General features: G+C 48.2%; 20 protein-coding genes. 15 read left to right on the top strand and 5 right to left on the bottom strand.

The window, feature by feature from the left end:
- Positions 1 to 6: 6 nt before the first annotated feature.
- On the bottom strand, positions 7 to 426 hold the full coding sequence (locus tag OCU77_RS00520) for a flagellar basal body-associated protein FliL (protein WP_084711785.1): 420 nt from the start codon (positions 424 to 426) through the stop codon (positions 7 to 9).
- 167 nt (positions 427 to 593) lie between these two features.
- Between OCU77_RS00520 and OCU77_RS00525 the strand changes: the two genes are divergently transcribed.
- Positions 594 to 1,136: a chorismate--pyruvate lyase family protein gene (locus tag OCU77_RS00525; protein ID WP_048898785.1), complete on the top strand. Its 543-nt coding sequence runs from the start codon at positions 594 to 596 to the stop codon at positions 1,134 to 1,136.
- The gene (gene ubiA / locus OCU77_RS00530) at positions 1,130 to 1,990 is read left to right on the top strand and encodes a 4-hydroxybenzoate octaprenyltransferase (RefSeq protein ID WP_048898786.1); all 861 of its coding nucleotides are present in this window, start codon (positions 1,130 to 1,132) and stop codon (positions 1,988 to 1,990) included. The genes OCU77_RS00525 and ubiA overlap by 7 nt, the downstream gene beginning before the upstream one ends.
- Positions 1,991 to 2,298: 308 nt before the next feature.
- Here ubiA and plsB read toward each other — a convergent pair whose 3' ends face one another.
- Positions 2,299 to 4,740: a glycerol-3-phosphate 1-O-acyltransferase PlsB gene (gene plsB / locus OCU77_RS00535; RefSeq protein ID WP_048898787.1), complete on the bottom strand. Its 2,442-nt coding sequence runs from the start codon at positions 4,738 to 4,740 to the stop codon at positions 2,299 to 2,301.
- Positions 4,741 to 5,038: 298 nt separating this feature from the next.
- Here plsB and lexA point away from each other — a divergent pair, with 298 nt between their 5' ends.
- The 6 genes from lexA to OCU77_RS00565 all read left to right on the top strand — a co-directional run bounded on the left by lexA (position 5,039) and on the right by OCU77_RS00565 (position 11,205).
- Positions 5,039 to 5,659 (top strand): transcriptional repressor LexA, encoded by a 621-nt coding sequence (gene lexA / locus OCU77_RS00540; protein ID WP_048898788.1) that lies wholly within the window; start codon positions 5,039 to 5,041, stop codon positions 5,657 to 5,659.
- A gap of 205 nt (positions 5,660 to 5,864) precedes the next feature.
- On the top strand, positions 5,865 to 6,662 hold the full coding sequence (locus OCU77_RS00545) for a class I SAM-dependent methyltransferase (protein ID WP_048898789.1): 798 nt from the start codon (positions 5,865 to 5,867) through the stop codon (positions 6,660 to 6,662).
- A gap of 224 nt (positions 6,663 to 6,886) precedes the next feature.
- Positions 6,887 to 8,038, top strand: a complete 1,152-nt coding sequence (gene coxB, locus OCU77_RS00550; protein ID WP_048898790.1) for a cytochrome c oxidase subunit II — start codon at positions 6,887 to 6,889, stop codon at positions 8,036 to 8,038.
- A gap of 14 nt (positions 8,039 to 8,052) precedes the next feature.
- Positions 8,053 to 9,699 (top strand): cytochrome c oxidase subunit I, encoded by a 1,647-nt coding sequence (gene ctaD, locus OCU77_RS00555; RefSeq protein ID WP_048898791.1) that lies wholly within the window; start codon positions 8,053 to 8,055, stop codon positions 9,697 to 9,699.
- An 8-nt stretch (positions 9,700 to 9,707) separates the two neighbouring features.
- Positions 9,708 to 10,271 (top strand): cytochrome c oxidase assembly protein, encoded by a 564-nt coding sequence (locus OCU77_RS00560; RefSeq protein WP_048898792.1) that lies wholly within the window; start codon positions 9,708 to 9,710, stop codon positions 10,269 to 10,271.
- Positions 10,272 to 10,281: 10 nt separating this feature from the next.
- The gene (locus OCU77_RS00565; protein WP_048898793.1) at positions 10,282 to 11,205 is read left to right on the top strand and encodes a cytochrome c oxidase subunit 3; all 924 of its coding nucleotides are present in this window, start codon (positions 10,282 to 10,284) and stop codon (positions 11,203 to 11,205) included.
- Between the two features lie 19 nt (positions 11,206 to 11,224).
- On the opposite strand, the gene OCU77_RS00570 is transcribed toward OCU77_RS00565, so the two are convergent.
- A complete protein-coding gene (locus tag OCU77_RS00570; protein WP_048898794.1) occupies positions 11,225 to 11,431 on the bottom strand; it encodes a DUF2909 domain-containing protein in 207 nt (68 codons plus the stop codon).
- Between the two features lie 42 nt (positions 11,432 to 11,473).
- Here OCU77_RS00570 and OCU77_RS00575 point away from each other — a divergent pair, with 42 nt between their 5' ends.
- From OCU77_RS00575 to OCU77_RS00600, 6 genes are all read left to right on the top strand, one after another.
- The gene (locus OCU77_RS00575; RefSeq protein ID WP_048898795.1) at positions 11,474 to 12,151 is read left to right on the top strand and encodes an SURF1 family protein; all 678 of its coding nucleotides are present in this window, start codon (positions 11,474 to 11,476) and stop codon (positions 12,149 to 12,151) included.
- Complete coding sequence (locus tag OCU77_RS00580) at positions 12,148 to 12,723, top strand: hypothetical protein (protein ID WP_048898796.1); 576 nt, start codon at positions 12,148 to 12,150, stop codon at positions 12,721 to 12,723. The genes OCU77_RS00575 and OCU77_RS00580 overlap by 4 nt, the downstream gene beginning before the upstream one ends.
- Positions 12,724 to 12,732: 9 nt before the next feature.
- Positions 12,733 to 14,001, top strand: coding sequence for a COX15/CtaA family protein (locus OCU77_RS00585; RefSeq protein WP_053111813.1), 1,269 nt, complete (start codon positions 12,733 to 12,735; stop codon positions 13,999 to 14,001).
- On the top strand, positions 13,994 to 14,920 hold the full coding sequence (gene cyoE / locus OCU77_RS00590; RefSeq protein WP_048898797.1) for a heme o synthase: 927 nt from the start codon (positions 13,994 to 13,996) through the stop codon (positions 14,918 to 14,920). Before OCU77_RS00585 ends, cyoE begins: the two co-directional genes overlap by 8 nt.
- A 140-nt stretch (positions 14,921 to 15,060) precedes the next feature.
- A complete protein-coding gene (gene dinF / locus OCU77_RS00595; protein WP_048898798.1) occupies positions 15,061 to 16,410 on the top strand; it encodes an MATE family efflux transporter DinF in 1,350 nt (449 codons plus the stop codon).
- Positions 16,411 to 16,537: 127 nt separating this feature from the next.
- A complete protein-coding gene (locus OCU77_RS00600; RefSeq protein ID WP_239685967.1) occupies positions 16,538 to 16,903 on the top strand; it encodes a 3D domain-containing protein in 366 nt (121 codons plus the stop codon).
- A gap of 81 nt (positions 16,904 to 16,984) precedes the next feature.
- Here the strand turns inward: OCU77_RS00600 and nfuA are convergent, their stop codons facing one another.
- Both nfuA and OCU77_RS00610 read right to left on the bottom strand, forming a co-directional pair.
- The gene (gene nfuA, locus OCU77_RS00605; protein ID WP_048898800.1) at positions 16,985 to 17,563 is read right to left on the bottom strand and encodes a Fe-S biogenesis protein NfuA; all 579 of its coding nucleotides are present in this window, start codon (positions 17,561 to 17,563) and stop codon (positions 16,985 to 16,987) included.
- Positions 17,564 to 17,687: 124 nt separating this feature from the next.
- Positions 17,688 to 18,383 carry a ComF family protein gene (locus OCU77_RS00610; RefSeq protein ID WP_048898801.1) on the bottom strand — a complete coding sequence of 232 codons (696 nt, stop codon included), beginning with the start codon at positions 18,381 to 18,383 and terminating at the stop codon, positions 17,688 to 17,690.
- A 43-nt stretch (positions 18,384 to 18,426) separates the two neighbouring features.
- On the opposite strand from OCU77_RS00610, the gene bioH reads away from it, so the two are divergent.
- The gene (bioH, locus tag OCU77_RS00615; RefSeq protein ID WP_048898802.1) at positions 18,427 to 19,209 is read left to right on the top strand and encodes a pimeloyl-ACP methyl ester esterase BioH; all 783 of its coding nucleotides are present in this window, start codon (positions 18,427 to 18,429) and stop codon (positions 19,207 to 19,209) included.
- The last annotated feature ends 4 nt before the right edge of the window (positions 19,210 to 19,213 follow it).

Genomic DNA, 19,213 nt, shown 5'->3' on the forward strand with positions numbered 1-19,213 from the left:
GGGGGATTACTGGTATAAATACTTAGTAAATAGTAGTTCTGTCAGCAGCTTTTGATTGGTTTCGGCGATTAATAGCTCGTTTACTGTATCTAGACATGCTTGGCGAATTTCTTCACGCCCAGCCAGTGATTTTACTTTTGCCTCTGGTTGTCGGCCGATAATCGTGATGATGGCATCGCGGATCAGTGGTGAATGTTCTTCTACGATTTTGACCAAACTTGGGTCGATAACCATCAGGTCTACCTGTAGACGCAAGTAACCTAAGCGGTTGCCTTGGGTAACATAGTTGGTCGTAATATCGGGCGCTAACGTGTAATACGAATATTGCGGTTTCGCCGGTGCATTCTCTTCTTCAGCAAGGGAAAGTGGAGAAAAAAGTACGCAAGTGAGCAGTAGCACAAGGTTAACGAGTTTTGATTTCATCATAATATTCATCAGTTTGTGGGAATTACCTGTCAGGAATCGTTTTCTTTCGATCGTAACGATATTCGTACCCGTTACAGCTTGCTACAATAGTGACTCTTTATGGTAATAAATTAACCACATTCTACCAAGCTATTTTATGGATGCGAGGCAGAATTTGATTTGGAAAAATGTCGAAATTCAAGCAGTTGTACAAACCCCTATTAGATGGTGCTAAGTGGCAATTACCGGATCACTTAGGCATTGAGGGCACCGAAATCGGGCATTGGTTGCTTGAACAGGAGTCATTGTCACGTCGCTTTCAGCGCCATTGTGACGCATTTACTGTGTCGCTGATTGAGCAGGTTAAGATTCCTCGTTCTGCGTTAAAGGATGATGAACGCGCATTGATTGGTGATGCCGATTGCCTGATGCGAAAAGTGATATTACAAGGTGATGGCCAACCTTGGGTATTTGCGCGCACCTTGATCCCGATTTCTACGCTAACAGGGCAGGAAAGTGACCTCGAACAATTAGGCGAAATGCCTCTGGGCTTTCGTGTTTTTACCGATCGTAGCGCCCGCCGCGATGCGTTAGAGGTTGCCGATGTTGGTACGGCACATCAGCCTTTGTGGGCACGCCGTTCTCGCTTATGGATAAACGAAAAACCTTTGCTGGTGGCTGAACTGTTTCTTGCGCAGGCCCCTATCTACACCAAGGAGAGTCAATGTTAGCGATGACTAAGGCGAAAGCGTATTGTCAACTTGCCCGATTTGATCGACCAATTGGCAGCTTGTTGTTACTTTGGCCGACACTATGGGCACTGTTTCTCGCCGCTGATGGCTTTCCTAATTGGGAAGTGCTGATTGTTTTTGTGCTTGGGGTGATTTTCATGCGTGCCGCAGGCTGTGTGATTAATGATTACGCTGACCGTAACTTTGATGGCCATGTAAAGCGGACCGCCCACCGCCCGATGCCATCGGGTAAAGTGTCGGAACGTGAAGCCTTGGGCTTGTTTGGCTTATTGGTACTGGTCTCGTTTTTATTAGTGCTCACCATGAATACCTTAACCATCATGTTGTCGGTGGTGGGGTTGTTATTGGCGGCGGCATACCCGTTCATGAAGCGCTATACCCATTTGCCGCAGTTAGTGTTGGGAATGGCATTTGGTTGGTCTATTCCGATGGCATACGCTGCCCAGTCGGGAGAGTTACCGCCAGCAGCTTGGTTGCTGTTTTTAGCCAATATTACTTGGACAATTGCCTACGATACGCAATATGCCATGGTTGATCGCGATGATGATTTGAAAGTCGGGATTAAGTCGACTGCGATTTTGTTTGGTCGTTTTGACAAGATGATTGTGGGTGGTTTGCAATTCGCGACCCTAGGGTTATTGATCGCTGTGGGTATGGTGCTGTCGTTGAGTCAGGTGTATTACTGGTTCCTACTGCTCGCCTCTGGTTTGTTTGTCTACCAGCAATTATTACTGCGAGATCGCGAACGTGAACCTTGTTTTCAGGCGTTCTTGAATAATAACTACGTGGGTATGTTGATTTGTATCGGTATTGGTTGGAGCGTTTGTTTCTAACTGTCGTTATCTCGGGCTAATCAGCGACCAAAAAGCACCTTAGGGTGCTTTTTTTGTCTTTGTGATTGAGCCGAGTCGTAAGCGAAGGCCAGAGTTTTAGGGTTAGCGTGAACTAAAAGCCTTAAAGCGATAAATTTGAAAATGATTTTCAACTTTTATTCATATAAATCTGTTGGTTATAAGCTTTTTAGCTATGGTGTGCCTATTGCTAAAAAGCGTGTTCACAGTATGAAAATGCGTTGTAATCGAATATCAAACATAAAAAAAGCCGCTCGAAAGCGGCTTGATATACTGAAGGTTAGCGAGGTTTAATCGGTAGTGATTTCACGCTCTTCGCGGCTCATGACCGCGTGGATAGTGAGTTTCACTTCAGGCGAAACCATACTTGCTAACTGATCGGCCAATTCTTCTACGGGACGTGAAACCGCATGGCACTCTTCGTTAAGATAGCCTTCTTCACGCAAGGTTTTCACCAGCGTAGCGAATACACCTTTATCGAAGAACTCTGGCGCATTGATACCGTGTAGGCGGCTTAGACGCTGTGCCATCATCTGGCTTTGCTGTTCTAAATCGCTCTTCATCATTTGCGGTTCAGCACGCAGTAGCGTTAATGCAATCGCATAGCGCTGCAGCGTTTCAGAAATGGTACGCGCGAGCAGTTGCAGTGGACCAATGCGGGCATTGTTCATCGAAATATGAACGCCGTCATTGAGCAATAGGCGTTGGCGAACCAGTTCTGCGATCAGCTCATCAATCACTGCCCCTAATTCTTCTTTTTCATAGCGCAGGAATAATTCTGCTTTTAAGAAGGGGTACAGTTTTTCAACTTGCTCGTGGATCTCATCGACTGTCAGCGTTTGGTATTGCACCACAATATGGGCGATCAAGGATGGCAGCGCAAACAAGTGAATGATGTTGTTGCGGTAGTAGGTCATCAAGATTGACTGCTGGCGATCAAGTGAAACAATTTCACCCAATGCATCACGCTCAACCAAGAACTTATCCATTTCGATTGCGTGGGCAACCAGCTCTGCAGCATCTTCAGAAGGTACTGTGCTCTGCTCGGAATATGGCGTATTGCGCAGTAACTCTAAGTAACAAGCCAGCTGTTGTTCAAGCTCTTCACGGCTTAGCGCACGCTGACGTGATGACAGTAATGCAAGGCCACACAAGGTGAGGGCATTGGTGGCTGCTGCATCGTTAATGTGAGTCATCATTTTCACAGCAAGGCTGTTCACGACAGGGTTTAACCAGTGTGGGCGTTGCGGCTCAATCGGATCGATATCTTTGTGCCAATCAGGTGCGTGATCGTTTAGATATTGATTAATTGGGATAGGTTCACCGAAGTTCACGTATCCTTGGCCGAAGTTACGCAGTTTACGTAACGTTCGTAGCACTTGGCCGACGTTCTCTTTCTCTTTACGCTTACCTTGCAGCTCTTTGGCGTAAGTGCTGACTTCCATCACGTGCTCGTAACCTATGTACACAGGCACTAGGGTAACAGGGCGGTTAAGACCACGTAGCATGGCTTGAATGGTCATTGACAGCATGCCCGTTTTAGCCGGTAGCAAACGACCTGTACGAGAGCGGCCACCTTCACTGAAGTATTCAACGGAATAGCCTTTGGCAAACAGTTCTGCCAAGTATTCACGGAAAACCGTGGAGTACAGGCGGTTGCCTTTAAAGCTACGACGAATGAAGAAGCCACCGCCACGACGGAAGATAGGGCCTGCAGGGAAGAAGTTCAGGTTAATACCCGCCGCAATATGGGGTGGCACCATGCCTTCTTTGTACAGTACATAAGACAGTAGTAAGTAGTCCATATGGCTACGGTGACAAGGCACGTACACAATCTCGTGGCCGTCTTGTGCTAACTGGCGTACACGCTGGGCATTGTGAATGTTCAAGCCTTGGTACAAGCGGTTCCAGAACCAACCCAGAATACGCTCGCCGTGTCGGATCAGCGAGTAAGAGAAGTTCGCGGCAATTTCTTCCATCATATCGACGGCTTCTTTGCGCACTTTCTCGATCGGAACATCACGGCTTAGCGCTTCTTCTTCGACCACTTTTTCAATGGCTTTCGACGCTAATAGACGCTTAAACAGCAATTGACGATCGGGTAATTTCGGGCCTGATGCAGCCAGTTGTTGGCGTGAGAAGTGGATCTTAGCCACTCGCGCCAGCTTATGGGCAATCGCGTTATCAATGCCGTGGTGATCTGCCATGTAGCGTAGTGATACTGGCGAGCTTAAGCGCACCATGCAATCACGGCCATGGGCTAATACCGTAAACATTTTCTCTGGGCCATTCAGGGCACGCAGAACAGGTTTATGGTTGGTTTCTTTACCCGGTTTACGGCCCCATAGGATAGATGCAGGGATCAGCTGAATATCAAGCTCAGCATCTTGTTTATGCAGCTCTAGCAGTTCAGTGAACAGGGTCAGTGACGACGGCGGTAATTCACCATCGCTACCAAAAATACTTGGAGCATCTGCGACAAAGACAAAGCGATTGAATGTGCGATCACCTATTTCTAGCGGCGCGAGAGGGTCTGGAAGGCCAAGCTCTTTTGTGCTGCGACGCAGTGTTACCAAATCAGTTGTCGAACGGAAGGGTAAGATATAGATGATAGGACGCGCTAAGTCTAACGCCAAATCTTCTACTGGGTTAGACGGAATTGAATGCGTTTTAACCAGCAGAGAAAGCGGCAAATTGAGTGTTTTTTGATAAAATTTCTGCCAACTTGACATGTCTTTTACTAGCCTCGGTTTTTTAACGAGGCAAGGATATCATTAAACACGCGTAATCTTGCAGCTAAAATCACTCAGAAGATGGTAAAGGTGACATTTTTGCTGTTCTGCTGTGCTAACTAATTGTTTAGTGAGGGAGGTCACTAAATTATCTTGCGTAATAATGTATTTCCCTAGTTGATTCAGCGGGGATATGTGGCTGGTTAAAGTTAATTGCTGTTTTGTTCGACAAGTGCCTTTTCAAGCAGGCTAACACTGGATATACTCACAGTGACTGTATAAAAAGACAGGGTCTATTATGAAGCCGTTAACGCCGCGCCAACAAGAAGTCTTTGAGCTAATCAAAGCAAAAATCGAAGATTCTGGAATGCCGCCAACACGCGCTGAAATAGCCCGTGAACTCGGATTCCGCTCTGCGAATGCTGCAGAAGAGCATTTAAAGGCACTTGCGCGTAAGCAAGTGATTGAAATTATTCCTGGTGCTTCACGAGGCATTCGCCTTGTGGCCAGTAATGATGAGCCAGAAGAGAAAGGATTACCGCTTATTGGCCAAGTGGCCGCAGGTGAGCCTATTTTGGCGCAAGAACACGTTGAAACACACTATGAAGTGGATGCCTCACTTTTCAAGCCACATGCTGATTTCCTACTGCGTGTAAATGGCATGAGTATGAAAGATATTGGCATCATGGATGGTGATTTACTGGCCGTACATAAAACCCAAGATGTGCACAATGGGCAAGTGGTTGTTGCTCGTGTTGATGATGATGTGACCGTGAAGCGTTTAGAGAAAAAAGGCTCACAGGTACTACTGCATGCTGAAAATGAAGATTTTGCACCGATAGTGGTCGATCTTAGCCAGCAACACCTGTCTATTGAGGGTATTGCGGTAGGGGTGATTCGCAATAGCGACTGGATGTGATTTTCAGCCTCACATCTTGATTGCTGCACTATTATCAAGCGCTCGTCATTTAGACGGGCGTTTTTTATTGCCTGCCTTTTATACTGTCTTGACGCTGAAGAGGCAGAGAATACCTTTGCAAAAGCTAATGAGAGTTATTATCATCTTATGTATTCACCATTGAGTGTATCTGTCATTCAGTGTGATCATAGGGAGATGAGAAGTCATGGGCAGTCCAGTTCGCTACAAGATACCACCTAAATTACTGCAGCCGCTGTGGCTGCGTAGCCGTGAAAGCATGGATGATAACGGCCTTATCTATGATCCTGTTGCTGCGGCAGCATGCAGTCAATGTCATCTTGTTCCAGATTGTTTATCGGGCAATATCACTGAGCGGCAGTTGCTTCATGCAACCCTGACTTTGCAGTGTGACAAGGTGGTCTTACAGTTCTTGCGCCGTAACCCTAATGGCTATGTCGTTAATGTGGGAGCTGGGTTAGATACCCGATTTTACCGCCTAGATAACGGAAGATGTCGCTGGTTCGAGTTAGATACCGACGAAAATCTCCTGTGGCGCGAGCGTCTTTTCCATAAAAGTGAGCGCTATACCATGCGTAATGGATCGGTAACAGAGTTGAGTTGGCTCAAGGCATTACCTGCCATGAATACTGTCCCCGTTTTGTTATTGTGCGATCAGGCCTTATTGCAATGCACTGAGCAACACTTGGCGCAATTTATTCAGCGTATTGGTTGTCACTTCAGCAAACTTGAAGCGTGCGTGGTCCTCGCTGGGGATGCCAGTGATTCGGTGTTGGCGCAAAAAATGGGCACAGAAAAGTACCAACATGGCTTTGCCGATCCAGGCCAACAAATTATTAATTGGTTACCTTGGGCCGAGCTAGTGAGTTGTCAGAGCCCGTTTGACCACCCATGCGGGCGCTGGCGTTCATGGCAGCGCTGGGTTGCTAAGATGGGTAGCCTAAAATATCGCCTGACTCCTGTTGTTGTTCACTTCCGTCTGTAAAGCTTTTCCTCTGTAGTGCCTTCACCTAAAACCATCTTGTTTTGGGTGTTGCTTCGTTTGTTTATCCCTCTATTTTTTAACTGGTAATTTATTGCGCTATCACCCGATCATGTCCTAAGTTAAATGTAAATAAAGTGTTAATTGATGGGCGGGAAAGGTGTGTTTTTTCCTGTCTTGATGCTTAGGGATATCGTCTTGTTGGTGTTACCAGGGGAGGGATCGGGGTGACAATTCGCCAATTGTTCTATGGGCTGTTTGCTGCCTTTTGGGCGCTACCAGTTGCAGCCGAAACGAAAACCATGCCACTTAATATGACCCAAGGGGTCACTGATATTAGCCAACAGGTTTTTGACCTTCACATGACCATTTTTTACATCTGTGTCGTGATAGGGATCATCGTGTTTGGGGTGATGTTTTGGGCCATTATCCATCATCGTCAATCGCGTGGCGCTGTTGCCGCTTCTTTCCATGAAAGTACTAAAGTTGAAATCCTATGGACGCTAATCCCGTTTGTGATTTTGATAGTGATGGCGATCCCTGCCACCAAAACCTTATTGGCGATGGAAGATACCTCTAAACCTGACCTAACAATCCTGATCACGGGATCACAGTGGAAGTGGCATTACAGCTATTTTGATCAAGAAGTGGAGTATTTCTCGCTGTTAGCGACATCTCCCGCCCAGATCGCCAACGAACGAGAAAAGCGTGACAACTATTTGTTAGAGGTGGATCGCCCATTAATTCTCCCTATTGGGCAAAAAGTTCGTTTCCTTATTACCTCGCAAGACGTGATTCACTCATGGTGGGTACCTGCTTTTGCGGTGAAAAAGGATGCCAATCCTGGCTTTATTAATGAAGCGTGGACACGAATTGAAGAGCCAGGTATTTACCGCGGCCAATGTGCAGAGCTGTGTGGTAAAGACCATGGCTTCATGCCGATAGTCGTCATTGCTAAAACCCAAGTGGAATACGAAGAATGGCTGCAAACCACTAAGGTTGCTCAGCAGCAAGCTCGTGAAGAAGAGCAGCGTTTGTTGGATATGCAAATGCCAATGGATGAGCTGATGGCATTGGGTGAGAAAACCTATCAAGCTCGCTGTGCGGTGTGTCACCAAGCGGCTGGCCAAGGGATTCCTGGTGCATTCCCAGCGTTAGCGGGGCAAGGGTTATCGGTCGATAAAAGTAAAAAACTTGAGCATATTTCGATTGTTGTCCACGGCAAGACGGGAACGGCAATGCAGGCTTTTGGCCCTCAGCTAAGTCTTAAGGAACTCGCTGCCGTGATCACTTACGAGCGGAATGCGTGGGGCAATGATACGGGTGATACGGTGCAAGCCGCTGAAGTACAAGCCGTGTTGAATGGCGAGAATCTTTAAAGGGAGCAAGACCAATGACGGATATGTTACGAGAGCAAACCGACGTTGAGCAGCCTGATTCGACGCCATCAAATAATGGGCATTCACCGCATGACGATACGGGACATCATGATCACCACCACCAACCGAAAGGGCTTATGCGCTGGGTGCTGACCACCAATCATAAAGAGATCGGCTCGCTGTATTTAATGTTTAGCTTTGCGATGTTCTTAACGGGCGGTGCAATGGCGATGGTGATCCGTGCTGAGCTTTTCCAGCCCGGGTTACAGTTGGTTGAGCCTAACTTTTTTAATCAGATGACTACGGTTCATGGGCTCATCATGGTGTTTGGTGCTGTGATGCCTGCCTTTACTGGGTTGGCAAACTGGATGGTGCCTTTGATGATAGGTGCGCCTGATATGGCGTTACCGCGGATGAATAACTGGAGTTTTTGGATTCTCCCATTTGCGTTTGCCATGTTGCTGGCTTCTCTGTTCATGGAAGGCGGTGGTCCTAACTTTGGCTGGACGTTCTACGCGCCACTTTCAACGACGTACAGTCCTGCTAGCACGGGGTTGTTTGTCTTTGCTATTCATATCATGGGGATCAGCTCCATCATGGGGGCAATCAATGTGATTGTCACCATCATGAATTTACGTGCGCCCGGCATGACGTATATGAAGATGCCGTTATTTGTGTGGACTTGGCTGATCACGGCCTTCTTGCTGATTGCCGTGATGCCCGTGCTGGCAGGGGCGGTTACCATGGTACTGACGGATAAGTACTTCGGCACCAGCTTCTTTGATGCGGCAGGTGGGGGCGATCCTGTGATGTTCCAGCATATTTTTTGGTTCTTTGGTCATCCTGAAGTTTACATCATGATTTTACCGAGTTTCGGTATCATCTCTGCCATTATCCCCGCATTTTCTCGCAAGAAGCTCTTTGGTTACAGTTCGATGGTGTATGCGACAGCCTCGATTGCAGGTTTGAGCTTTTTGGTTTGGGCCCACCACATGTTTACCACTGGGATGCCCGTGGCGGCAGAGCTCTTCTTTATGTACTGCACCATGTTGATCTCTGTGCCAACGGGGGTGAAGGTCTTTAACTGGGTGGCCACTATGTGGCGAGGCTCGTTGACTTTTGAAGTCCCGATGCTCTTTGCGATCGCTTTTATTATCTTGTTCACCATTGGCGGTTTTTCTGGCTTGATGCTGGCGATAACCCCAGCTGACTTCCAGTATCACGATACTTATTTTGTGGTGGCGCATTTCCATTATGTGCTGGTGTCGGGGGCGATATTTTCGATCATGGCGGCAGCGTATTACTGGTTGCCCAAATGGACCGGGTACATGTTTGATGAGCGTCTCGCGAAGTGGCATTTCTGGTGCTCAGTGGTGTCGGTCAATATTCTGTTTTTCCCGATGCATTTCCTTGGGCTGGCGGGCATGCCGCGTCGAATTCCTGACTATGCGCTGCAGTTTGCTGATGTGAACATGGTGGTCAGTATCGGTGGCTTCTTGTTTGGCTTATCACAGTTTATTTTCTTAGCCGTCATCATTAAGTGTGTCCGTGGTGGTGAACCTGCCGCCGCCAAACCATGGGATGGAGCGGAGGGCCTTGAGTGGACGGTACCGTCACCCGCGCCTCACCACACATTCTCGACGCCACCGAAAGTGGATTAGGAGCGGGTATGGCAGATCAAGAACCGCTATCGGCAACGAAGAAAAAGCAGCGCTCGCTGTGGTCTTTAGTGGGGATGGCAATCGCAATGTTTGGGTTTGCGTTTGCACTGGTGCCTTTGTACGACGTGTTTTGCGATATCACGGGGATCAATGGCAAAACCTCATCGACTCCGACCACGGCTGCTGCCAATCGTATTGATACGAGTCGCACGGTCACGGTTGAGTTTGTCGCCTACATCAATCAAGGCATGAAGTGGACATTTACGCCGCAAGTGACACGTATGGAAGTCCACCCAGGTGAGACCCATAAAATTGCTTATGCCGCGCAAAACCTGACAGCAGCAGCCAGTGTCGGGCAAGCCGTTCCGTCGGTGTCCCCGGGGTTAGCAGCGCAGTATTTTAATAAGATTCAGTGCTTTTGCTTTAATCATCAACCATTAGAGGCAGGGGGATCGGCAGAGTTACCTTTGGTGTTTTACATCGATCCGAATTTGCCTGATGACATTAATACCCTGACTTTGGCTTACACCTTGTATGACGCGCAGCCGACTGATACTGCGCAAACCCAATGAGGTCATAACAATGGCAAACCCGTACAGCGAACACGATCAAACAATTACGCCCCCCGACGCATCCTCAGGCCAGCAGCACGAAGCCTATTATGTACCAGCGACTAGTGCATGGCCCATTGTTGGGGCAATCGCGCTGTTCTTGATTGCACTCGGGGCTGGCTCAACCGTGGGTGGGCTCATGGCGGGGCAAGGGCCTTGGGTACTACTGGCTGGTGTCGGTTTGTTACTGATTATGCTGACAGGTTGGTTTCGCGATGTGATTCGAGAATCGATGGGGGGGTTATACAGCGCCCAATTGGATCGCTCATTTCGCCAAGGCATGAGCTGGTTTATTTTTTCTGAAGTCATGTTCTTTGCTGCGTTTTTTGGGGCGTTGTTTTATGCCCGTATGATTGCGGTGCCATGGCTCGGTGGGGCAGGTAATAACGCCATGACCAATGCTGTGTTGTGGCCTGATTTCATTGCCCAGTGGCCGCTGATCTTAACCCCGAGTGGGGGCGAAACCCAAGCTATGGGGCCTTTAGGTCTACCTTTATATAATACGCTGATCTTGTTGTTATCGTCGGTCACTATCCATATCGCGCACACTGCGTTAGAAAAAGATAATCGCCCTCGCTTGACCCTCTTTTTGTTGTTAACCGTGCTGTTGGGTGGGCTGTTTGTTTACCTGCAAGGGGTGGAATATATTCACGCTTATCAGGATATGGGTCTAACGTTAGATTCAGGCATATACGGCAATACTTTCTTTATGCTGACGGGATTTCATGGCCTGCATGTCACCTTGGGTACCATCATTTTATTTATTGTGTGGTGCCGGGTGCTGAAAGGGCATTTCAGTGCCGAGAAGCACTTTGCCTTTCAAGCGGGCGCTTGGTATTGGCACTTTGTCGATGTGGTGTGGTTGGGGCTATTTACCTTTGTTTATATTCTTTGAGTTTACGTTTTGTGCGTGGTTAAAAGGGGCGAGGGTTAGGTTCAACTAAACCTGTGGCGATACCGATAAGCAACAAGGCAAAGACCAATACCGACAGCCATAGTCGACGACCTAAGTAGCGGGAAAGCGGTACTCCTTCTCGTTTACCTAGCATCACTGGCAGTGCACGAAACAAATTGAAAATAATGAAAACCAATAAGCAAACAACAAGGGCTTTGATCAGCATGTAAACACTCCTGTTAGCAGTAACCGATTGATAAGAGGTGGTATGCGACGGATCGGATTCATACTTTTTACTGTGGCGGTAATGCTGACATTGGTCAAGTTGGGCTTATGGCAATTAACACGAGCGCAAGAAAAAGAGGCGTTAAACCATGCTTTAAAGCACCGAAGCGAACAAATGTATTACAGCTTGGCAAGTTTACCGAGCGATCCCCGCTGGTATGGGTTAACCCTGCATGGGACGTTTGAACATCGCTACGCGGTGTTATTGGATAATCAGATTTACCGTGGTCAAGTTGGCTATCACCTGCTTTATCCCTTGAAAGTGAACAGAGATTGGGTGTTGGTGAATTTAGGCTGGATTGCTGCACCGACATACCGTGAACAACTGCCTGTATTGCCAGAGCACCACGGTGAATTGAGGGTTGAAGGGATTATTGCACCCCCATCTCAGATGCCGACATTGGCTGCGCCAAGCGAGACCTTAGTGTGGCCGCAGCGAGTGCAAGTGGTTGATTTAGAATTGCTGTCGCAACAAATGGATTTACCACTCAAGCCGTGGGTTTTACAAATCGATCCCGATAATGCGTTGGCATTGCAGCAAACCTGGACACCGGTTGTGATGGGGCCGCATAAGCATTATGCCTACGCTGTGCAGTGGTTTTTGATGGCGGTTGCCATTTCAGGGTTAGCCTTCTGGTGGTTAAAAAGGACAAGAGCATGAGCAAACAAGGAAGCAAACGGAGTGCGTTGTTACTGCTGTTAGGTGTATTTGTGTTGCCGCTGTTGTTGGCTAAATTGGTACTGGATTTGAATTGGTACCAAGGTGGGATCACTAATCGCGGTAAGTTATTGGATTCCCCGTTAACGCCTGAGTGGTTGAGTGAACTCGGGGGCGGTGAACAGGGACAGTGGCGGTTAATTTATTTATTGCCTGAACATTGTGACAGTGCTTGCCAAGGCGCGTTATTCAACCTTCGCCAAGTGCCTGTTGCGGTGGGGGCGGGGCAAACGCGGGTCGATAGCACTGTACTCATTGCTGAATCGGCACAAGCCAGCTTGTCGACGGAAATACAATCTCACCTTGCTGGTATTCATTTACTGTCTATTTCTCCCCATGTGGTTGCACAAATGCAGACGTTTGAATTTGGCACCAAAGCCATTTATATCGCAGACCCGTTAGGAAACGTGATGATGGCATACCCCTTGGTGAGTGATAAAAATGCGATTTTGGCACAGGGGAAAGACGTGCTACGTGATTTAAAACGCTTGTTGAAGGTGTCTAAAATCGGCTAAGGAGAGCCTATGGCGAATACGACGTACCGATATTTGGTTTACGCCACCTTGGGATTGTCACTGATAGTCATTGTCTTGGGCGCGTATACCCGCTTGACGGAAGCGGGGTTAGGCTGCCCTGATTGGCCGGGGTGTTATGGCACCTTGAGCGTTCCTCAAACGCCCGCGCAGTTGGCCCAAGCACAATTGACGTATCCCGATGCGCCTGTAGAAGTTGAAAAAGCGTGGAATGAAATGATCCATCGTTATGTGGCAGGCACCTTGGGATTGTTGATTTTGGCGTTAAATATTGCCTCGTGGCAACAAGTCTCTCGCCCTAAAAAGCTGCCATTTTTTCTATTGGTGGTGGTGTGTTTCCAAGCTGCACTTGGAATGTGGACGGTGACCTTGAACTTGATGCCCATTGTGGTGATGGGGCACTTGTTAGGTGGCTTTACGATTGTGTCACTCTTGTTGTTACTGGCGTTACGTGTACGACAGCAAGCGCGACAGTTAAAGGCGCTATTGGCACTGCCTTCTGATTTGCTCGATACGACCTCACCCGCCTTATCCCCTGCTGATGCACAGAAGCTACAACATGCCTTCGATGAACTGGATTTTGAAATGAGTCATCAACAGGTTATTTCTGTTGATGCGATGAAGCGTGCTAACGAAAGAGCAACCCATGAGCAGCAAATTAAAGACAGTGATGCTGCTGAGCTGCCGCCTGCTTTTACACCGACTAAGTGGCTGCTCACACTGGCAGCTTTTGCCTTGATAACCGTGGTGGGGCAGATCATGCTGGGGGGCTGGACGGCCGCCAATTATGCCGCCGTAGTCTGTACTCAGTTGCCACTGTGTGAGGTGGATTGGCTAGCTCAATACGATACCAGTGCCTTTGCCCCTATTCAGCCTGAACACGCCAGCTATCAGTTTGGTGTGCTTGATTATGCTCAGCGAGTGACGATTCATGTTACCCATCGAATCGGTGCTGTGGTGGTGTGTGGGGTGGTAGGGGCATTTGTTTGGCAGCTTATGCGTAGCCCGCAATATCGTCGTTTAGCCACGGTCATCACTGTGGTGCTGGTATTGCAGATATTGCTCGGGATCACCAATGTGCTCGCCCATTTACCGCTGGCGGTGGCGGTTAGTCATAACTTGGTTGGCCTTATCTTATTACTGACTGTCGTGGCCGCCAACTATCGATTGGTATTGGATTATCGTCAGGCGCAGCATAACGCCGCCGCTCGTCTTTTGAGCGCAAAAGCATGGATAGCAGAGGAGCATCATCATGGCTAAGTCACAAGCGTTTACCTCTCAGCGAACGTCCGCGTCATCGTCGGTTAAACCTGCGTTGTGGCAAGATTACCTCACCATGACTAAGCCTAAAGTGGTGGCTATGTTGCTATTAACCGCCTTGGTTGGCATGTGTTTAGCCGTCCTAGGCATTCCGCCGATGAAAGCCGTTGTGCTTGGGTTGCTGGGAATAGGTTTACAGTCGGCAGCGGCGGCGGTGTTTAACCATGTGCTGGATCGCCGCTTTGATGCCAAAATGGCACGGACTTATCATCGCCCGTTGGCGAAAGGGCGAGTGGAAACGCACAAAGCGATCGCCTTTGCCGTGATCTTGATGGTCGTGGGTTTTGCGCTGTTATGGCAACTTAACGCACTGACTGCGTGGCTGACCATGGCCAGCTTAGTGGGTTATGCCTTGGTGTATACCGTGTGGTTGAAGCATGCTACCCCGCAAAACATAGTGATTGGCGGGTTGGCAGGCGCTGCACCACCTTTACTTGGTTGGACGGCAGTCACAGGTCAGCTTGATCCGCATGCTCTCTTGCTGGTGATGTTAGTGTTTACTTGGACGCCGCCTCATTTTTGGGCCTTAGCAATCCACCGTCGTGATGATTACGCCAAGGCTGGGATCCCCATGTTGCCGGTGACTCATGGGATTGCCTTCACGAAAACCATGGTCTTGCTCTATACCTTTATGTTATTTGCGGTGGGTGTGCTGCCTTGGCTGACGGGCATGAGTGGCATAGTGTATCTCGTGGGTAGCGGCCTATTAAATGTAGGATTTATTGGTTACGCGTGGAAACTGAAGTTTGCCGATAGTGAAGGCCATGCGTGGGCGACCTTTAAGTACTCGATTTGGCATTTGCTTGGGTTATTTGTGGTGCTACTTGGCGACCATTGGCTAATGGCTTGGTTGGGCTAATACGTCGGTTAATGGCTTGGCTGCATCAGGCACGAAATGCCTGTGTGATGCTTTAGTCTCGAAACGGAAGTCGCTACACTGCCTCTCTATTTTTGTTGTGCATCCATCAAGATGCGATGCTTTGCCGTTAAGAGGTTTTCGTGCTCGCAGCCCTCAGGGATAAATCCCTCCACCTCCAAGTTTTCGCATTGGCTTTGCCTATGGTGCTGTCAAATATCACAGTGCCGTTACTGGGGCTGGTGGATGCCGCGGTGATCGGTCATCTTGATCACGCTTGGTATCTCGGTGGTGTCGCCGTGGGTGGCACCATGATCAACGTGACTTTTTGGCTGTTAGGTTTTTTGCGGATGGCCACCACAGGTTTGAGCGCTCAAGCCTACGGTGCGAGTGATAAAGACGCACAAGCCAGCACCTTCTTGCAAGGCATTACCCTTGCTTGGTTATTGGCAGCAATGCTTTTGGTATTCCATCAGCCTGTTGCCGATCTAATTTTCTCGCTCAGTAGTGCCAGCGACCAAGTCAAACGCTATGCTGAGCAATATTTCTCGATTCGTATCTGGGGGGCACCAGCCTCGCTCGCTAACTTTGTCATTATGGGCTGGTTGCTCGGTAGCCAAAATGCCCGTGCACCGATGTGGTTGTTGATTGTCACTAATATCGTAAACATCGCATTGGATGTACTGTTTGTACTTGGCTTTGGTTGGAAGGTACAAGGCGCAGCGGCAGCCTCTGTAATAGCAGATTACAGTGGAATGGCGCTGGGTTTATGGTTTGTGTCGCGTCAATGGCTAGTACAAGCCTTGCCTGCGGTGCGTGAAAAAATCGGCTCAATACGTGAAGGTTTGGGGCGTTTGCTTAAGCTCAACCGTGATATTTTTCTGCGTAGTTTGTGCCTGCAATTGACCTTTACCTTCATGACCTTCTATGGGGCAACACTCGGGGATAATACTGTGGCGGCGAATGCCGTCTTAATGAGCTTTTTGATGTTGGTGTCCTATGCGATGGATGGCTTTGCCTATGCGATGGAAGCGCTCGTGGGTAAAGCGATAGGCGCGCGTAATCGTGATGAATTAGGCCGTTATTTAGTGGGTACTACGTTTTGGAGTCTGATGGTTTCATTGTTACTGACGGTTGCCTTTACCTTCTTTGGCGGCAATATCGTGAGCTTGATTTCTGATATTCCTGCGGTGCAACAAGAAGCGGCACTTTACTTACCTTGGCTCGCTGCCGTGCCCTTGGTGTCGATGTGGTGTTTCTTGCTGGATGGTATTTTCATTGGCGCGACGCGCGGCAGGGAAATGCGCAATAGTATGTTTGTCGCGACCTGCAGTTTCTTTGTGATTTGGTGGTTATTGGTTGATTATGGCAACCATGCATTGTGGGGAGCCATGCTTGGCTTTATGGCTATGCGTGGAATGAGTCTTGCCGTGGTTTTTACGTATCAATGGAAGAAAAATATTTTTCTAGAAACCGCTAATGCCAACAACTAGTTAGAATTATTTAACTGAAATTGGCTCTTTTTTCGCCAATAAATGCTACTCATCTGGACTTTGTTGTGTTTAAAATGTGCACAATTATTGTTCAGGTGAATGTATGAATAGTCGGTTTTTCGTTGTAATGCTGGCACTAGCCAGCTTTATTTTTGCCCCTCAGGTATTAGCAGGTAAGCAAAGCAAAACATTAAATGTTACTGCAACCGCGTATAACTCAGTGCGGGCGCAAACCAATGCCAACCCAAGTATTGCCGCTTGGGGGGATCGCTTGAAACCAGGCATGAAAGCCATCGCGGTATCACGTGATTTACTGAATATGGGAATTAAACACGGTACAAAGGTGAAGATATCGGGTTTACCGGGTGAGTATGTGGTGCTGGATAAAATGAATAAGCGCTGGTCGCGTAAGATTGATATCTACATGGGTAAAGATATTCAAGCCGCAAAAAATTGGGGAAAGCGTAAAGTGACGATCACTTGGGCGGGATAGTGCCTAATATTGTGCTGATTAGATCCCATAAAAAGCCGCATTGAGCGGCTTTTTTTATGGGTAACACTTCAGCGAAGGAGATTAGTAGTAAGAGTGCTCACCACGTGCGTGCTCGGTAATATCTCGAACACCATTTAGCTCACCTTCAAACTGAGCCAGTAGCTCTTTTTCGATGCCTTCTTTTAGCGTGACATCAACCATAGAACAACCGTTACAGCCGCCGCCAAATTGTAGGATTGCGATGCCGTCTTCAGTGATTTCAGACAGTGATACGTTACCACCGTGGCCTGCAAGTTGTGGATTAACTTGGGTCTGGATAACGTAGTCAACGCGTTCCATCAGCGTTGCATCATCCGACACTTTACGCACTTTTGCATTCGGTGCTTTTAGTGTCAGTTGTGAGCCCATTTTGTCGGTAACAAAATCAATTTCCGCATCATCAAGAAACGGTAGGCTTAGCTCATCAACGTAAGCTGAGAACAGGTCTAGCTTAATTTCAGTATCGCTTGCTTCAACAGCTTCAGGTGGGCAGTACGATACGCCGCACTCTGCGCTTTGGGTGCCTGGGTTTACCACGAAGACACGAATATTTGTTCCCTCAGGCTGCTGGGCAAGAAGCTTGCCGAAGTGCTGCTGAGCGTTTTCAGTAATAGTGATCATAGACACGACGTAATACCTGACTTATTTAGTAAGATTTAATTCTATTCTACTCTTAGTCGCCCTTTCTATCATCCCCAAATCACGCCTACCATGATTTGAACACCGTTTTGCCGCTTTTTTGTGATCACTTCGGCATCGGAGTGTAGCAAATACAATAGATGTCTATTGTTTGAACACCGCTTCTTTTCAGCAAGTTAGTTAGAGCTGAAGCCGTACTGCCCGTTGTTACTACGTCATCAACAATGGCGACGTGATGGGGTAAATTTTTTAAGGTTAATTCAAAGGCGCCGCGTAAATTTTGTTGGCGTTGGTGGCGTGAGAGCTGTTTTTGAACGGGTGTGTGGCGAATACGATGAAAACCGTGCGGTGCCACTTGACTACCTGTGATTGCAGCTATTGACCATGCTAGGGCGGTGCTTTGATTAAAGCCGCGTAGCCAGCGACGTCGTGGATGCAAAGGCACAGGTAATAATAAAGGGGCTGGGTTTTCTATATGCGCAGCAAGATGCTGACCCAATGGGTGTGCTAGCCAAAATTTGCCGTTGAATTTGTATCTTTGTACACATTGGCGCAGTGGTGGGCGGTATTCACCCAATCGGAACAAGCGTTGCCAAGGTGGTGGAGAGGATAAGCAGTAACCACATCGATCAACATAAGTAAGGGTCGTAGCACCACATCGTCGGCAATAAGGGGGCTGTGGGAAGTGTGAAATACAATGGTGGCACCATACGCGTTCGTTATTGGTCAGCGGTAGATGACACAGTTGGCAGCGCTGGTTGGTCCAATCGAGTATTGATCTTAATCGCGAAGGGGATAACATCCATGGCATCCTGATGGGTTATTGCGAATAAAAGGAAGTGTAAATGACAACCAAGCTACATTGGCAGACAGAAGGCCAAGGTTCGGATCTAGTTCTCATTCATGGTTGGGGCATGAATGGAGCGGTTTGGCAGCAGGTGTTACCGCTGTTAACGCCTTATTTTCGAGTGCATTGTGTTGATTTACCCGGTTATGGTCATAGCGCATCCATTGACAGTGCTTCTATTGAAGAGCTGGCACATCTGTTGCTTGAATATTCACCAACAGCAGCAACTTGGGTGGGATGGTCACTCGGTGGGTTAGTCGCGACACAGGCAGCACTGCTCGCGCCTGAACGTGTTAATCGATTAGTGACGGTGGCAAGTTCACCTAAGTTTGCGGCTGATAAAGCAACATCGTGGCGGGGTATTCAGCCCCGCGTGCTTACTGATTTTCAACAGCAACTGAGTAATGACTTTCGTTTAACCATTGAGCGTTTTATGGCCTTACAAGCCATGGGAAGCCCGACGGCACGGCAGGATATTAAGTTGCTAAAGCAGGCGGTGTTATCACGCCCTCAGCCTAATCCAAATGCGCTGAGCGATGGGTTAATACAGCTTGCTGAAGTCGATTTACGTGAACAACTGGCACAGATTCAACAGCCTTGGTTAAGGATGTATGGGCGGTTGGACGGGTTAGTACCAGTGAAAATTGCACAGGAATTGGATGAGCTTGCACCGCAGTCTCAACGGCAAGTGTTTGCCGCGGCGTCGCATGCACCCTTTATCTCTCACCCTGTCGCGTTTACGCAAGCATTGCGTCACTTCGTTGAGGCGCACGATGATTGATATG

Origin of the sequence: Photobacterium swingsii (genome assembly GCF_024346715.1) — a bacterium.
In the GTDB taxonomy this organism is placed as follows: domain Bacteria; phylum Pseudomonadota; class Gammaproteobacteria; order Enterobacterales; family Vibrionaceae; genus Photobacterium; species Photobacterium swingsii.